Raw genomic sequence first — 15,661 nt, forward strand, 5'->3', positions numbered from 1 at the left:
ACACGGGAAGACTCCTCAACAACCGTACTTCTATAACGGCGACTTCTGGGATTAGTTGAGTTCAAGCAAGGCTTATGCCCAACTATTTTTCATCCGCATGCAAACCTGCAACACAAGCTGCAGATGCAAAAAGGGCCGCACTAGGCGACCCTTTTTCAACCACAAGCGATATTTACGCGAACGGGTGACGCAACACGATGGTTTCGTTGCGATCAGGACCGGTCGAGATGATATCGATAGGCGCACCCACCAACTCCTCAACTCGCTTGATGTAATTGCGAGCGTTGACTGGCAGTTCCTCAAGGGTCTTGGCGCCCAGCGTCGACTCACTCCAGCCCGGCACTTCTTCGTACACTGGCTGCAGGCCGATGTAGCTGTCCGCATCAGTTGGCGCATCAACCAGAACGTCGCCGTTCTGATCTTTGTAGCCTACGCAGATGTTGATGGTTTCCAGGCCGTCGAGCACGTCCAGCTTGGTCAGGCACAGGCCCGAGATGCTGTTGATTTCGATAGCACGACGCAGGATAACCGCATCAAACCAACCACAACGGCGCGCACGGCCAGTGGTCGCACCAAACTCGTGGCCACGCTTGGCCAGGAACGCACCGGTCTCATCAAACAACTCTGTCGGGAACGGCCCCGAACCCACACGCGTGGTGTAGGCCTTGGTGATACCCAGAATGTAATCGAGGTACATAGGGCCAAAACCAGAACCCGTGGCGATGCCGCCAGCAGTGGTGTTGGAGCTGGTCACGTATGGGTAGGTACCGTGGTCGATATCCAGCAATGAACCCTGAGCACCTTCAAACATGATGTCTTTGGCGTCACGGCGCATTTCGTGAAGAACCGCAGTCACGTCAGCCATCATTGGCTTGAGCAACTCGGCGTATTCCATGCACTCGTCTAAAGTTTTCTGGAAGTCGATTGCAGGCTCTTTGTAGAAGTTCTGCAATACGAAGTTGTGATAGTCGAGCAACTCACCCAGCTTGGCAGCAAAACGCTCGCGGTGGAACAAATCACCGATGCGCAGACCACGGCGCGCTACTTTGTCCTCGTAAGCCGGGCCAATACCGCGACCGGTCGTACCGATCTTGGCGTCGCCACGGGCTTTTTCGCGGGCCTGATCCAGCGCCACGTGATAAGACAGAATCAACGGGCAAGAAGGGCTGATACGCAAGCGCTCACGCACCGGCACACCTTTTTCTTCAAGCTTGATGATTTCACGCATCAGCGCATCCGGGGCAACCACTACGCCGTTACCGATCAAGCACTGTACGCCATCGCGCAGAATGCCTGACGGGATCAGGTGCAGAACGGTTTTCTCGCCGTCGATTACCAGCGTGTGGCCAGCGTTATGACCGCCCTGATAACGAACTACAGCAGCAGCCTGTTCGGTCAGCAGATCGACGATCTTACCCTTGCCCTCGTCGCCCCACTGGGTGCCCAGGACTACGACATTCTTACCCATAACACTTGTCCTCATTCGCGCAAGCTAGATGTCGGTAATAACCGACGGAAACAGATCAGGACGCCAAGGGCGTCACTTGCCAACGACCATCACGCAACTGCAACTGACGGTCACAGCCAGCCTCATGCGCATCAGCCAAATTCTGCTCTGGCAGAGCCTGTACCACCCGCGCACCTTCGCCGCGCAGCTTTTGTACCGCCTGCCAGAGGTAAACATCATGGTGATCAGGCGCCCAAATGCCTGCTGGCGCATCCGCCAGTTGCATGTTGCCCAAGCTCACCAGCGTTTTTAAATCTGTCGAGAAGCCTGTTGCCGGGCGCGCGCGACCGAAGTCTGCGCCGATATCATCGTAACGACCACCCTGGGCAATCGACTGGCCGACACCCGGTACAAAGGCAGCAAACACCACACCGGTGTGATAGTGATAGCCGCGCAACTCGCCAAGATCAAAGTACAGCGGTAATTCTGGATAGCGCAGGCTCAGTTCATCGGCAATCGCCACCAGATCATCCAACGCCGCATGCACATCGTCTGGCGCCTCAACCAGGCACGCCTGGGCCAGGTCAAGCACCTCACGGCCACCGCACAGCTCAGCCAACGCACGCAGCATTTTGCTCAACTCAGCAGGTAACGCGGCGGTCAGCTCGGCAATTTCATCAATGGCCTTGCGCTGCAGAGCATCGAACAACTGCTGCTCGACAGCACCTGACAAGCAAGCAGCCCGCGCCAGACCGCGATAGATACCGACATGACCGAGATCCATGTGCACATCAGGCACAGCAGCCAGCTCAAGCGTATTGACCAGCAGGCTGATTACCTCGACGTCGCTCGCCGGGCTCGCATCACCATACAACTCGGCGCCCAGCTGGATCGGACTGCGCGAGGTGGTCAGCGCACGTGGCTGAGCGTGCAGCACGCTACCGGCATAGCACAGCCGGCTCGGCCCTTCGCGGCGCAGGGTATGCGCATCGATACGAGCAACCTGCGGCGTAATGTCCGCACGGAAACCCATCTGCCGACCCGACAAAGGATCAATCACCTTGAACGTCCGCAGATCGAGATCCTGACCCGCGCCAGTCAGCAGCGACTCAAGGTATTCGATATGCGGCGTTACTACGAATTCATAGCCCCAACGCTGGAACAGATCCAGCACCTGCCGGCGCGCCACTTCGATGCGCGCAGCCTCTGGAGGTAATACTTCTTCGATGCCATCTGGCAGCAGCCAGCGGTCTACCGTCGCCATTTCGCCATTCCCCTCTTGATCCGGGCGGCACAAGCCATCAGTGAAGCCAATAAAGAAGTGCTGTGCCCAGCAACATGCTGGTCAGCCCCATAAGACGCAGTCCGCGATCTGACAATTGAATTAGCTGCTCGACTGCACCCCGCCAACGGCGCGGATAGAGAAAGGGCAGGATGCCTTCCAGCACCAAGACCAAACAGACTGCAATGCCTAATTCCTGCCACATGATTCCCACAGACGCAAAAAAGCCGGGATTTTCCCGGCTGCCGCATCATACCACGTTTTCTTGAACGGTCACCCCGACGGACGACATGCGTCCGTCGGGGCAAACATTATGGCTGCTTGGATTTCTCCAGATAGCGGAAGAACTCGCTACTTGGGTCAAGCACCAGCACGTCACGCTTGTCCGCGAAACTCTCACGGTAAGCCTTGAGGCTACGGTAGAAGGAGTAGAACTCCTGATCCTGACCATAAGCCTTGGCGTAGATGGCTGCAGCCTTGGCATCACCCTCACCGCGCAGCTCTTCAGCTTGACGGTAGGCTTCAGCCAACAGAACACGGCGCTGACGATCGGCATCGGCACGAATACCTTCTGCCAGCTCTTTACCTTTGGCGCGGTGCTCGCGTGCCTCACGCTCACGTTCCGACCCCATACGATCGAACACACTGCGGTTTACTTCTTTAGGCAAGTCGATGGCCTTGACGCGCACATCAACCACTTCGATACCCAGCTCTTTTTGCGCCGCCTTGTTCAGCGATGCAGTCACGTCAGCCATCAACGCATCACGCTCACCCGACACGGACTCGTGCAGGGTACGCTTACCGAACTGGTCACGCAGGGACGCTTCAAGACGACGCGACAGACGCTCGTCAGCCGTTTGCTTGATACCGGAAGTTGCGGTGTAGTACCGCTCGGCATCACGCACACGCCACTTGGCGTAGGCATCAACCATCAATGCTTTCTTTTCCAGGGTAAGGAAACGCGAGCTGCTTGCGTCCAGCGTCATCAAGCGACCATCGAACAGGCGCACTTGGTTGACGTATGGAATCTTCACATGCAGACCCGGCTTGACGTCTGGATTGACGATACGACCGAACTGCAGCAACACCGCACGCTCAGTCTGCGCAACGATATAGAAGCTGTTCCAGGCAACGATTGCCAGAACCACTGCGACGATCAGAGCAACCAGTGATTTATTACTCATCAGCGGCTCTCCCTTGAACGCAGATCAACCGGCTGCGGCGTACGCACGGTACCGACATCCGAGTCACTTGCCGAGGCACTGCCCGAAATTGCGCTTGAGCCACTGCCTTTACGCCCATCAATCATTTTATCCAACGGCAGATAAAGCAAGTTGTTCTGCCCCTTGTCGCCAGTGACCAAAACCTTGCTGGTGTTGCTCATCAGCTCTTGCATGGTGTCGAGATACAAACGCTCACGGGTAATCTCCGGCGCCTTGCGGTACTCGGTAACCAATGCAGTGAAGCGATCAGCCTCACCTTGGGCGCGAGAAACCACTTCATCGCGGTAACCCATTGCATCTTCAACCAGGCGCTGGGCCTGACCACGTGCTTCTGGAACCACACCGTTAGCGTAGGTTTCAGCCTTGTTCTTCTCGCGCTGCTCATCTTCACGAGCACGAATCACGTCATCGAATGCCTCTTGAACTTCACGCGGCGCAGCAGCGCTTTGCAAGTTCACCTGAGTCACCACAATGCCGGTCTTGTAGTTGTCCATGAAACGCTGCAGGCGCTCCTTGACTTCACTGGCCAGCAGCTCACGACCTTCGGTCAGCACCTGATCCATCTCAGTCGAGCCAACCACGTGACGTATCGCGCTATCAGTTGCTTGCTGCAAACTGGTTTCAGGCGAATCCACGTTAAGTACGAAATCCTGCAAATTGCTGATTCTGTACTGCACGGTCAATGGAACTTCGATGATGTTTTCATCTTCGGTCAACATCTGCCCCTGCTTGCTGTATGCACGCTCACGGGTGACGTTTTCCTGGAACTTACGATCAATCGGCGGGAAGTAGATATTCAGGCCCGGCCCAACAGTCTCGTAATATTTACCGAAACGCAGGACAACAGCTTGCTCCTGCTCATCGACAACATAGATCGCGCTGTAAAGCCAAAAAGCCACAACGACCAGGAAGCCGACCAAGAGCATGCCGTAGCCGCCCTTGCTGCCGCCGCCAGTATTACCGTCGCCGCTACCACGTTTTTTACCGCCACCGAACAACCCGTTAAGGCTTTCCTGTAGCTTGCGGAAGGCCTCGTCGAGATCCGGAGGCCCTTTGCGATCGCCGCCGTTGTTACGGCGCCCACCCCATGGATCCTGATTATTCGAGTTGCCACCCGGCTCATTCCAAGCCATAGCGCTCTCCATCTGATAAAGCAAAGACGCGCCCACGACGCGTCAGCCAATGCTACCGAATGCCCAGCCTCAGCGGCACAACCGCTGACACAGGCTTTATTGCAAAGTGTGTTGCTCAATAAACTCCAACGGCTGCAGGCCAGCGCGACTCACCAACCGATTGAGCTCCACCCGCGGCAAACGTACTGCCAGCAAACTACTGCCGTCTTCGCTGTGACCTTCGCTCTGCACGGCGCCCAATTCAAAGAACTGGGCACGCAAGCGTCCAAGTTTTTGCGGCAGCTGTAATGTGCCGACAAACAGGTCATCACTCAAGAGTTCCGCAATTGCCTGCTTAAGTAAAGGTAGACCACGTCCATCGCGTGCCGACAACCATACACGTTGTGGCTTGCCATCGGCATCACGTTGAATTTGCGGCTCAACCCCTTCAAGCAGATCAAGCTTGTTATAGACCTCAAGAATCGGCAACTCATGCGCGCCGATTTCAGTCAACACAGCCATCACCTGTTCAATCTGCGCCATACGCTCCGGTTCATGCGCATCAATCACATGCAGCAACAAATCGGAGTTGCTCGACTCCTCAAGGGTCGCACGAAAGGCTTCAACCAGTTTGTGCGGCAGGTGGCGAATAAAGCCCACGGTATCGGCCAGCACAATAGGACCAAAGTCATTCAAGTCGAGACGACGCAAGGTAGGATCGAGGGTTGCGAACAGTTGATCAGCCGCATAGACCTCGGATTCGGTCACAGCGTTAAACAGCGTCGACTTGCCGGCGTTGGTATAACCAACCAATGAAACCGAAGGAATATCTGCCCGCTGACGACCACGACGCGCTTGTTCACGCTGGCTGCGGACTTTATTGAGCTTTTGTTTGATTTGACGAATGCGAACCCGCAACAAACGGCGGTCGGTTTCGAGCTGGGTTTCACCCGGGCCACGCAAGCCGATACCACCTTTTTGCCGCTCAAGGTGAGTCCAGCCCCGAACCAGTCGAGTACTCAAGTGATCAAGCTGGGCAAGTTCGACCTGCAACTTACCTTCGTGAGTACGCGCACGCTGGGCAAAGATATCGAGAATCAAACCGGTGCGGTCCAATACGCGACACTCAAAAGCACGCTCAAGGTTGCGCTCCTGACTCGGCGTCAGGACGTGGTTGAAGATCACCAGGTCGGCCTCGGCAGACTTGACCTGATCACGCAACTCTTCAACCTTACCGCTACCGATGAGGTATTTCGCAGTCAGCCGATTGCTCGGCACACTAAGAAAGGCCACCGTGTCAGCACCCGCTGAAATAGCGAGTTCCTGAAACTCTTGCGGATCTTCACTCGCCTCTGAGTTCTGGCCATCCAAATGAACCAGGATGGCCCGCTCACCACCTTCATGGCGTTCGAAGAACAATACAGCCCCCTAAAATCAGGCGTTACCTGGCTCGGACTCGGCCTGCTCCGTTTCGCTAGCGGTTGGCAGACGAACCGGGCGGCTCGGCACTACGGTGGAAATTGCATGCTTGTAGACCATCTGGCTGACAGTGTTTTTCAGCAAAATTACAAACTGGTCGAAAGATTCGATTTGCCCCTGCAACTTAATCCCGTTAACCAGGTAAATAGATACCGGTACGCGTTCCTTACGCAGGGTATTTAAGTAAGGGTCTTGTAGCGAATGCCCTTTTGACATGTGCCGCACTCCTTTAAGGATCAATTTCAATAATTTAAGAATCAATAAACAACTTAGTGCCGCCTTCCTCAAGAGTAGACGGCAAACGGCATGGTCTCATTCCAATATGGAGGCCGATGCCAAGTATTTCAAGGCGCGTGACGCATTGTCGCAAGCCAAACTATCCAACCAGTGCACATCAGGCCAACTGCGCAGCCATGTAAACTGCCGTTTGGCCAACTGGCGAGTAGCTATTATCCCCAATTCCTGCATCTTCGAACGACTGACATCGCCGTCAAGGTATTCCCACACTTGGCGGTAACCTACTGCTCGTATAGACGGCAAACCTGGATGCAAGTCACTTCTTTGACGCAGAAGTTCGACCTCTTCAATGAAGCCTTGTTCAAGCATCATCTGAAAACGCAGTGAAATTCGTTCGTGAAGCACACTTCGATCAGCCGGCGCGATGGCCAAGCAAGCGACATTATAGGGTAATTGCCTGCCAGTCGCCGGGTTAACCTCAACATTTTGTTGCGCTTGGCGCTGGCGATGTTCAGTCATGGTCAAACCACTGACTTTGTAGACCTCAAGTGCCCGGGTCAAGCGCTGCGGGTCATTGGGATGGATCCGCGCGGCCGACTCAGGGTCAACAGCGGCCAACTCTTGATGCAATACGCCCCAACCCTCGGCCAGGGCCCGCGCTTCGAGCTCTGCGCGCACCTGTGCATCAGCGCCCGGCATATCAGCCAAACCTTCCTGAAGCGCCTTGTAATAGAGCATGGTACCGCCCACCAGGAGCGGAATCCGCCCCCTGGCGGTGATTTCAGCCATTTCAGCCAAGGCATCGCTGCGAAATTCCGCCGCCGAATAGCTTTGCGCCGGATCGCGAATATCAATCAAACGGTGTGGATATTGCGCCAATGTGGCTTTGTCGGGCTTGGCCGTGCCTATATCCATGCCGGTGTAGATCAGCGCAGAATCAACACTGATCAGGTCACAAGGCAGCGCCCGCGCCAACTCCAGGGCCAAGTCGGTTTTACCGGCAGCCGTAGGCCCCATCAGGAATATTGCTGGCGGCAGAGGCTCAGACATTGATTGTATCTCTTGAGAACAACGAGACTGCGCGGCCAATCAACGCCCGCGCAGGAATAATTTATCCAGATCGTCCATGCCCATTTGCGTCCAGGTTGGACGCCCATGATTGCACTGTCCACTGCGCTCGGTATGTTCCATGTCGCGCAGCAAAGCGTTCATTTCAGGCAACGTCAGGCGTCGATTGGCACGCACCGAGCCATGGCAGGCCATGGTGCCGAGCAATTCATTGATATGGGCCTGAATCCGGTCACTGGTGCCATATTCAAGCAGATCGCTCAGTACATCCTGCACCAGGCGCGTAGCCTCTGCCTGCTTGAGTAACGCCGGAATTTGACGAATTGCCAAGGTTTCCGGCCCCAAGCGCTGCAGTTCAAAACCCAAGGTCTGGAACAGCGCCCCATGCTCTTCGGCACAATCGGCCTCGCGCTGGCTGACAGCAATCGACTCAGGCACTAACAGTGGCTGACCGCGCAAGCCTTCACTGGCCATTGCCACCTTGAGGCGCTCATAGGTGATGCGCTCATGGGCCGCGTGCATATCAACCAACACCATGCCCTGCACGTTTTCAGCGAGGATATAGATCCCCTTGAGCTGCGCGATGGCATAGCCAAGCGGCGGCACATCGCCCTGTTCTGGCGGCAACCCTGCTGGAACAGCCGTCTCAGGCATTGGCGCGAAATACTCGCGATACGCCCCTTGAGCTTCAGCAGCCGGCAACGCCGGGCGCGTACCTTGGAAGCCCGCACCGGGCGAGCGCCACACCGAGTCAGCCTGCGGGCGTTCCAGCACATTGGCGGCCAGCCCCATTTCACCTTGTGGACCGAACTCACCAGCGGCCTGGCCCGTCGGACGCACCATGGTGTTGACCGAAGCAGGCGCAGCCAGTTGATCCTCGGGCCGCACATCACCCAAGGCACGATGCAAGGTGCCATACAGAAAGTCATGGACCATGCGCCCATCACGAAAACGCACTTCGTGCTTGGTCGGATGCACGTTGACATCGACTACGCCAGGATCGATCTCAAGAAACAACACAAAGGTCGGATGACGTCCGTTGAACAGCACGTCGCGATAAGCCTGGCGCACGGCATGGGCGACCAACTTGTCACGGACCATGCGCCCGTTGACGTAGAAATACTGTAGATCGGCCTGGCTACGCGAAAATGTCGGCAAACCAACCCAGCCCCACAGGCGCAGGCCATTACGTTCGATTTCTATCGGCAAGGCCTGCTCGAGAAAGCCATTACTGCACACGGAAGAAACGCGCCGGGCACGGCTGGCCTCGTCATGCGCTTCGTGCAGCGAAAGAATGGTCTTGCCGTTGTGGCGCAACTGAAAACCGACATCGAAGCGGGCGAGCGCCAAGCGCTTGATCACTTCTTGCAGGTGATCAAACTCGGTCTTCTCGGCCCGCAGAAACTTACGCCGCGCTGGGGTATTGAAAAACAGATCCCGCACTTCAACCGATGTCCCGACCGGATGCGCCGCCGGTTGTACCCGGGGCTGCATGTCGCGACCTTCGGTTTCGACTTGCCAGGCTTGCTCGGCATCGGCGGTACGAGAGGTCAGGGTCAGGCGCGACACCGAACTGATCGACGCCAGCGCTTCACCACGAAAACCAAGGCTAAGAACCTGCTCAAGATCCTCAAGCTCACGAATCTTGCTGGTGGCGTGACGGGCAAGCGCCAAAGGCAGGTCATCGGCTGAGATGCCAGTGCCGTCATCACGCACCCGCAGCAGCTTTACACCACCTTGCTCAACATCCACTTCGATGCGCTTAGCGCCGGAGTCCAAACTGTTTTCCAACAGCTCCTTGATGACCGAAGCAGGCCGTTCCACCACCTCGCCAGCGGCGATCTGGTTAGCCAGCCGCGGGCTAAGCAGCTGGATTCGTGAAGCATCGGTCATGGTTGCGCAGCCAAGGAGGTGGCAGGAATTTTCAGAACCTGGCCAATCTTGACCACGTTGGATGTCATCGAGTTGGCGCGCTTGATAGACGCCATGCTGACTTGATAGCGCGTAGCAATCAGCGCCAGGCTATCGCCAGAACTGACCCGATGCTCGCGCGGCCCCTGTGCGATCTTGCCGGAGTCGCGCATCCAGGCAACATAGGTACCCGGCGGTGGATTCTGCTCGAAGAACTGTTTGACGCCGGTCATGATCGAGCGCGCCAGAGTCCGCTGGTGACTCGCAGTGACCAGCTTGTTCGACTCATTTAGATTTGAAATAAACCCCGTTTCCACCAGGATCGATGGAATATCGGGCGACTTAAGCACCATAAAGCCAGCTTGTTCTACCCGGCGCTTGTGCAGCGGTGTTACTTGGCCAATATTGCCCAGCACCTTCTGCCCGACATTCAGGCTCGAAGAAAGGGATGCGGTCATCGACAAGTCGAGCAATACGCCTGCCAGCATTCGATCCTTGTCATCGAGGCTGACGTTGCCAGCACCGCCGATCAAGTCCGACTGGTTTTCAGAGTCTGCCAGCCAGCGCGCGGTTTCGGACGTGGCGCCGCGATCAGACAAGGCGTACACCGATGCACCGAACGCTGCACGCGAGGGCGCGGCATCGGCGTGAATCGAAACGAACAGATCAGCGCCTTTCTTGCGGGCGATTTCGGTACGTTTGCGCAACGGAATAAAGTAATCCCCAGTGCGTACCAACTCGCCACGATAGCCTTTCTCGGCATTGACCTGGCGCTGCAACTCCTTGGCAATGGCCAAGGTGACGTTTTTCTCCACGCGCCCCTTGACCGGCGACAGCGCGCCCGGATCCTCACCGCCGTGACCGGCATCAATGGCAATAACGATGTCACGCTTACCGCTTGGCATTGGGGTCAGCTTCGGCGGAGCCTGAGTCGGGGTGACCGGCACAGGCGCTGAAGGCGATACAGTCGTTGGCGGCAAGTTCGGCGTACTATCGGCGCCTTTATCGTACAAATCGACAACCAAACGGTCGCCGTATTGCTGATTGGGAGCCAAGGTAAAACTCTTTGGCGTGACCGAGTCTTTAAGGTCAATCACCACACGCAGGTCATTGGCGGTTCGCTGCGCCGAACGCACACCAGTAATGGGCGTATTGCTCAAGGACAGCGTATTGAGCGAGGTCGCCATCTTGGCGCCGCTGATATCAATTACGATGCGATCAGGCGCAGACAGGGTAAATACGCTGTGTTTTACCGGCCCGGACAAATCAAAGACCAAACGGGTGTTATCCGGCGCTCGCCACAAACGAACCCCGCGCACATCCGAGGCAGCAATAACCTCTGACGCCAAAGTCGCCAGCACCACCCCTACTAAAACTAAACGCGCGCTTATGCGCATACCCGACCCCATTATTTGATTCATCTCCCAATGGCCAAGTCGGCACACCAGGCAGTACCGCGCGGGCTATGCGCTTGAAAACGCAGCGCTCGCCCTGCTCCCTGCACGCTAATGGTAATGTCCATATCCGCCTTTGGCAAAACGCCTGCTCCGCGCTCTGGCCACTCAACCAGGCACAATGCATCGCCTTCGAAGTAATCGCGTATCCCCAAGAACTCCAGTTCTTCCGGATCGACCAGCCGATACAGGTCAAAGTGATAGACCCGAACATCATCCAATTCGTAGGGCTCGACCAAGGTGAAGGTTGGGCTTTTAACCGCGCCCACATGACCAAAGCCACGGATTATCCCGCGCGAGAATGTCGTTTTACCGGCACCAAGGTCACCGTGCAGGTAGATTACCCCCATGCCAGCCGTGGCGGCAGCAAGGCGCCCTCCCAGATCAACCATGGCCTGTTCATCAGCGGCGTACAGCTCTAACTCAGACAATAGACTGCTCCTGTAATAACTGACGAATGGCATCACACAAATCACTGGCGGCCAGGCCCACGCCCTTGTCCGCCAGGCGCTCACCAGCGCAGGCATGCAACCAGACCGCTAAACTCGCGGCTGCAAAAGGCGTCAGGCCTTGCGCCATCAGCGCGCCGATCAGCCCGGCCAGAACATCACCCAGCCCTGCCCCTGCCATCACCGGATGGCCACGATCACATAATCGCAGTTGCCCGCCAGGGTCAGCAATCAGACTACCGGCCCCTTTTAACACGCATACCGTGTTGAACTGTTTGGCCAGCAGCAGCGCTGTCGCCGGACGATCAGCCTGAACTTGAGCAGTGCTGATACCCAACAGGCGTGCAGCCTCTCCCGGATGCGGGGTGATGACAGCCTGTGCGGGCAATGAGACACAACCTGAAGCCAACAGGTTCAGCGCATCGGCATCCCAGACCTGCGGCGCATCATTGGCTGCCGCCGCCGATAACAAGCTACGGCCCCATGCGCCCTGCCCCAAGCCTGGGCCAATCACCCAGACCGAGGCAGCTTTGCCCAGCGCCAGCAGTTGATTGGCAGACGCCACAGGGGCAGCCATCACTTCTGGAATTCGTGCCTGCGCAGCTACCGCGTGCTCCGCGCGGGTTGCCAGAGAGACCAGCCCGGCGCCGCTACGCAACGCACTTTGCGCGGCGAGCAAGGCGGCGCCGGCAAAGTTACGATCACCGCCCACCACCAGCACATGCCCCAGCTGGCCTTTATGCACAGTCGGCCGGCGTGCTGGCAACAACGGCAGGTTACCCGGTGCCAGACGCTCAGCCGTGGTGGCCTGCGTCGCAACAATAGCCGGGTCCGCCTGCAAGGCATCAAATAGTAGCTGCCCCACGTATTGAGAGGCTTGTCCGGTGAACAGGCCGAGCTTCAGGCCAATCAGGCTCAGGGTAATATCGGCCCGCACAGCGCAGCCAAGTACCTGCCCGGTATCGGCGCTCAAGCCTGAAGGAATATCCACTGCCAGTACCGGCCGGCCACTGTCATTGACCTGGGCGATAGCCGCGTTGTACGGCGCCCGGACCGGGCCATTGAGCCCTGTACCGAGCATTGCATCAACCAGTACGCCACTCAGCTGTGCCCGCTCGGACCAAGGCTCGATCGGCACACCTGCCGCCTGCGCTTGCCTGCACGCCAGCGCTGCATCGCCAGCCAACGTTGCCGGGTCACCAACGGCAAGCACCTTGACCTGCCAGCCAGCGCGCAATGCCAACTCGGCAATCAAGTAGCCGTCGCCAGCATTATTGCCACAGCCCGCCAATACACTCAGCTCGCCGACAGCATCCCAGCGCTGGCGCAAGGCGCGCCAGAGAGCATGCGCAGCACGGCTCATAAGCTCGAAGCCTGGAGTTCCCGCGGCAATCAAACTGGCGTCAAGCTGCCGCACTTGGGCAGCGCTATAGAGGGCTAAAGGAAAATAGCCTGTAGAATCCGGCATGCGAGTCCTCCGTTGTCTGGCAGAATTATACGCACCTCATCTCCTGGTTTGCCGCTGAACATGTCTATCGATACCCTTGACCTCAACCAACTCGCGCAGTCGATAAAAGACTGGGGCCGAGAACTGGGCTTCCAGCAGGTTGGAATCAGCGGGCTCGAACTGGGCGAACACGAGGCCCACTTGCAGCGCTGGCTGGATGCTGGATACCACGGCGAGATGGATTACATGGCCGCGCACGGCAGCAAGCGCTCGCACCCGGAGCAGTTGGTACCCGGTACGTTGCGGGTAATTTCGCTGCGAATGGATTACCTGCCCGGCGACACACAAATGGCCAAGCGCCTGGCCCAGCCGGAAAAAGCCTATATCTCCCGCTACGCGCTGGGGCGCGACTATCACAAGCTGATTCGCAAGCGCCTGCAGCATCTGGCAGAGCGCATCCAGGAGAAAATTGGCCCCTTTGGCTTTCGTGCCTTTGTCGACAGCGCTCCAGTGCTCGAAAAGGCTATCGCCGAACAATCAGGCCTCGGCTGGATTGGCAAGAACACCTTGGTGCTAAACCGCAAGGCGGGCAGTTATTTCTTTTTGGGCGAACTCTTTGTCGATATCGAGCTGCCGGTAGATGCGCCGCATGGCAGCGAACATTGCGGACGCTGCACGGCATGTATGGATATTTGCCCAACCCAGGCCTTTGTCGGCCCCTATGTGCTCGATGCCCGACGCTGCATTTCTTATCTGACGATAGAACTCAAGGGCGCAATTCCCGAAGAGCTGCGCGCGCCTATCGGCAACCGCGTATTTGGTTGTGATGACTGCCAGATGGTCTGCCCCTGGAACCGCTTTGCCAGCCCCACCGAGCAATCAGATTTCAAACCGCGCCACCAACTCGATAATGCCGAGCTGGCGGAGCTGTTTTGCTGGAGCGAAGAAGAGTTTCTCAGCCGCACCGAGGGTTCGCCTTTGCGCAGAGCGGGTTACGAACGCTGGCTACGCAATTTAGCCGTCGGCCTTGGCAATGCGCCCTCGAGCATCCCGGTAATCGAAGCGCTCAAAGCACGACGCGATTACCCATCAGAGCTGGTGCGCGAGCATGTCGAATGGGCACTCAAGCGCCACAATCAAGCCTGATCAGACCTTGAGGAAGTGCTCGCGGTAGTACTGCAGCTCAGCGATGGACTCACGGATATCATCCAGCGCCTGGTGGGTGCCTTTCTTGACAAAGCCCTCCTTGATTTGCGGCGCCCAGCGGTCCGCCAGGATTTTCAGGGTCGAGACATCCAGATAACGGTAGTGGAAATACGCCTCCAGCGTTGGCATGTAGCGATACAGAAAACGACGATCCTGGCCAATGCTGTTGCCGCAAATCGGAGACTTGCCTTTCGGCACCCACTGTTCGAGAAAGGCGATGGTTTGTGCTTCGGCCTCAGCCTGGCTGATCTTGCTCTCACGCACCCGCTGAGTAAGGCCGCTTTCGCCGTGAGTGCGGGTATTCCATTCATCCATGCCAGCCAGCGCTTCATCGCTCTGGTGCACAGCAATGACCGGGCCTTCGGCCAGAACCTTGAGATCACTGTCGGTGACAATTGTGGCCATCTCGATGATGACGTCACGCTCAGGATCCAAGCCGGTCATTTCCAGGTCAATCCAAATCAAGTTGTTTGCGCTTTGCATGTGTCGCTCCTCTGAGTGCCAACAAGTTTAACCAATAAATCAGCCGGGGATACGCCAAAGCAGCAGGCTCGAATCGCGCCAGTCATGTAAATCGAGCTGCCGATCCGCCGGCACATCAGGCACGGCAAAGGTGTTGCTCACAAACAATGAGCCGGGTTGCATCTCGGCACACGCCTTTTGCCAGAGCGCCAACATGGGCGCTGGCGACAAAAAACAGTACACCACATTAAATCCAGCCAAGTCGGTGCGCCAAAGGCTCTGGTAGCGAATGCTGCAATTGTGCTGAAACAGTGAACGAAGCAACGCCAGCAAATAGGATAATGGCGCGGTTTCGACCCCTACAAAGCGCCCTTCAGGAAACTGCCGGGCAAGCGCCAGTAATGGTCCCGCAGGGCCGCAGCCCAAATCGATAAACCGCAGCGGCTCAGGTTGTTGCACAAGGATATCGGTCAGCAATTGCGTACCCTGCGCGCCGGTCAGGTACAGCGGCACCCGCTCGCCAAAGCTATTCCAGTTGAGCAACAGCAAAGTCAAAAACACCAGCAAGAACACCCAGGACGGCAGTGGAGCACCACCAAAGGCCAGCAATGCAGGCACGAACGCCAGGTTCAGCCACCACCACCAACGCGACAACCCCAGCCAACGGCCAATACATGCCGCTATCAAGCCTTGCAGCAAACCAGCGGTCAGCCAGGCAAAGCGCCAGTCAGCAATATAGTTGGCCAGCAGCACAATGACCGCCAGTAACACGGTCGCCGCCAACTGTGCAAGCAGCGCTATCAATGCCGGATAACGCTGGGCCAGTCCGCGCAGCCCCTCAACCAACATCATCAATCCACTCCCACTTGAATACCGACATGATT

15 protein-coding genes are annotated in these 15,661 nt (G+C 57.1%); 1 reads left to right on the forward strand and 14 read right to left on the reverse strand.

Annotation, left to right across the window (positions count from 1 at the left end; genetic code table 11):
- Positions 1-172: 172 nt before the first annotated feature.
- The 12 genes from AACY26_RS17260 to AACY26_RS17315 all read right to left on the reverse strand — a co-directional run bounded on the left by AACY26_RS17260 (position 173) and on the right by AACY26_RS17315 (position 13,130).
- Positions 173-1,468: an adenylosuccinate synthase gene (locus AACY26_RS17260; protein ID WP_339515831.1), complete on the reverse strand. Its 1,296-nt coding sequence runs from the start codon at positions 1,466-1,468 to the stop codon at positions 173-175.
- 55 nt (positions 1,469-1,523) lie between these two features.
- Positions 1,524-2,711, reverse strand: coding sequence for an ATP phosphoribosyltransferase regulatory subunit (locus tag AACY26_RS17265; RefSeq protein WP_339515832.1), 1,188 nt, complete (start codon positions 2,709-2,711; stop codon positions 1,524-1,526).
- 37 nt (positions 2,712-2,748) lie between these two features.
- The gene (locus AACY26_RS17270) at positions 2,749-2,934 is read right to left on the reverse strand and encodes a DUF2065 domain-containing protein (protein ID WP_339515833.1); all 186 of its coding nucleotides are present in this window, start codon (positions 2,932-2,934) and stop codon (positions 2,749-2,751) included.
- Between the two features lie 106 nt (positions 2,935-3,040).
- Positions 3,041-3,913, reverse strand: coding sequence for a protease modulator HflC (gene hflC, locus AACY26_RS17275; protein WP_339515834.1), 873 nt, complete (start codon positions 3,911-3,913; stop codon positions 3,041-3,043).
- A complete protein-coding gene (hflK, locus tag AACY26_RS17280) occupies positions 3,913-5,085 on the reverse strand; it encodes an FtsH protease activity modulator HflK (protein ID WP_339515835.1) in 1,173 nt (390 codons plus the stop codon). The genes hflC and hflK overlap by 1 nt, the downstream gene beginning before the upstream one ends.
- 96 nt (positions 5,086-5,181) lie before the next feature.
- On the reverse strand, positions 5,182-6,483 hold the full coding sequence (gene hflX, locus AACY26_RS17285) for a ribosome rescue GTPase HflX (protein WP_339515836.1): 1,302 nt from the start codon (positions 6,481-6,483) through the stop codon (positions 5,182-5,184).
- A 15-nt stretch (positions 6,484-6,498) separates the two neighbouring features.
- Positions 6,499-6,759: an RNA chaperone Hfq gene (hfq, locus tag AACY26_RS17290; protein ID WP_010488369.1), complete on the reverse strand. Its 261-nt coding sequence runs from the start codon at positions 6,757-6,759 to the stop codon at positions 6,499-6,501.
- A 96-nt stretch (positions 6,760-6,855) separates the two neighbouring features.
- Positions 6,856-7,830, reverse strand: coding sequence for a tRNA (adenosine(37)-N6)-dimethylallyltransferase MiaA (gene miaA / locus AACY26_RS17295; protein ID WP_339515837.1), 975 nt, complete (start codon positions 7,828-7,830; stop codon positions 6,856-6,858).
- Positions 7,831-7,869: 39 nt separating this feature from the next.
- Complete coding sequence (gene mutL, locus AACY26_RS17300) at positions 7,870-9,741, reverse strand: DNA mismatch repair endonuclease MutL (protein ID WP_339515838.1); 1,872 nt, start codon at positions 9,739-9,741, stop codon at positions 7,870-7,872.
- The gene (locus AACY26_RS17305) at positions 9,738-11,168 is read right to left on the reverse strand and encodes an N-acetylmuramoyl-L-alanine amidase (RefSeq protein ID WP_339516107.1); all 1,431 of its coding nucleotides are present in this window, start codon (positions 11,166-11,168) and stop codon (positions 9,738-9,740) included. The genes mutL and AACY26_RS17305 overlap by 4 nt, the downstream gene beginning before the upstream one ends.
- An 8-nt stretch (positions 11,169-11,176) precedes the next feature.
- Positions 11,177-11,644: a tRNA (adenosine(37)-N6)-threonylcarbamoyltransferase complex ATPase subunit type 1 TsaE gene (gene tsaE, locus AACY26_RS17310; RefSeq protein ID WP_339515839.1), complete on the reverse strand. Its 468-nt coding sequence runs from the start codon at positions 11,642-11,644 to the stop codon at positions 11,177-11,179.
- Positions 11,637-13,130, reverse strand: coding sequence for an NAD(P)H-hydrate dehydratase (locus AACY26_RS17315; RefSeq protein ID WP_339515840.1), 1,494 nt, complete (start codon positions 13,128-13,130; stop codon positions 11,637-11,639). Before AACY26_RS17315 ends, tsaE begins: the two co-directional genes overlap by 8 nt.
- 60 nt (positions 13,131-13,190) lie before the next feature.
- Between AACY26_RS17315 and queG the strand changes: the two genes are divergently transcribed.
- Entirely contained in the window at positions 13,191-14,255 is a 1,065-nt protein-coding gene (queG, locus tag AACY26_RS17320) for a tRNA epoxyqueuosine(34) reductase QueG (protein ID WP_339515841.1), read from the forward strand.
- Here queG and orn read toward each other — a convergent pair whose 3' ends face one another.
- Positions 14,256-14,798 carry an oligoribonuclease gene (gene orn, locus AACY26_RS17325; RefSeq protein ID WP_339515842.1) on the reverse strand — a complete coding sequence of 181 codons (543 nt, stop codon included), beginning with the start codon at positions 14,796-14,798 and terminating at the stop codon, positions 14,256-14,258. It abuts the gene before it with no gap.
- A gap of 39 nt (positions 14,799-14,837) precedes the next feature.
- Entirely contained in the window at positions 14,838-15,629 is a 792-nt protein-coding gene (locus AACY26_RS17330) for a class I SAM-dependent methyltransferase (RefSeq protein ID WP_339515843.1), read from the reverse strand.
- Between the last annotated feature and the right edge of the window lie 32 nt (positions 15,630-15,661).

This window comes from Pseudomonas sp. RL_15y_Pfl2_60 (genome assembly GCF_963970595.1).
In the GTDB taxonomy this organism is placed as follows: domain Bacteria; phylum Pseudomonadota; class Gammaproteobacteria; order Pseudomonadales; family Pseudomonadaceae; genus Aquipseudomonas.

Excerpts from the sequence above, each read along its gene's own strand:
- AACY26_RS17260 (WP_339515831.1), bottom strand. The coding sequence starts at position 1,468 with ATGGGTAAGAATGTCGTAGTCCTGGGCACCCAGTGGGGCGACGAGGGC.
- AACY26_RS17265 (WP_339515832.1), bottom strand. The coding sequence starts at position 2,711 with ATGGCGACGGTAGACCGCTGGCTGCTGCCAGATGGCATCGAAGAAGTA.
- AACY26_RS17270 (WP_339515833.1), bottom strand. The coding sequence starts at position 2,934 with ATGTGGCAGGAATTAGGCATTGCAGTCTGTTTGGTCTTGGTGCTGGAA.
- hflC (WP_339515834.1), bottom strand. The coding sequence starts at position 3,913 with ATGAGTAATAAATCACTGGTTGCTCTGATCGTCGCAGTGGTTCTGGCA.
- hflK (WP_339515835.1), bottom strand. The coding sequence starts at position 5,085 with ATGGCTTGGAATGAGCCGGGTGGCAACTCGAATAATCAGGATCCATGG.
- hfq (WP_010488369.1), bottom strand. The coding sequence starts at position 6,759 with ATGTCAAAAGGGCATTCGCTACAAGACCCTTACTTAAATACCCTGCGT.
- miaA (WP_339515837.1), bottom strand. The coding sequence starts at position 7,830 with ATGTCTGAGCCTCTGCCGCCAGCAATATTCCTGATGGGGCCTACGGCT.
- mutL (WP_339515838.1), bottom strand. The coding sequence starts at position 9,741 with ATGACCGATGCTTCACGAATCCAGCTGCTTAGCCCGCGGCTGGCTAAC.
- AACY26_RS17305 (WP_339516107.1), bottom strand. The coding sequence starts at position 11,168 with ATGGGGTCGGGTATGCGCATAAGCGCGCGTTTAGTTTTAGTAGGGGTG.
- AACY26_RS17315 (WP_339515840.1), bottom strand. The coding sequence starts at position 13,130 with ATGCCGGATTCTACAGGCTATTTTCCTTTAGCCCTCTATAGCGCTGCC.
- queG (WP_339515841.1), top strand. The coding sequence starts at position 13,191 with ATGTCTATCGATACCCTTGACCTCAACCAACTCGCGCAGTCGATAAAA.
- orn (WP_339515842.1), bottom strand. The coding sequence starts at position 14,798 with ATGCAAAGCGCAAACAACTTGATTTGGATTGACCTGGAAATGACCGGC.
- AACY26_RS17330 (WP_339515843.1), bottom strand. The coding sequence starts at position 15,629 with ATGATGTTGGTTGAGGGGCTGCGCGGACTGGCCCAGCGTTATCCGGCA.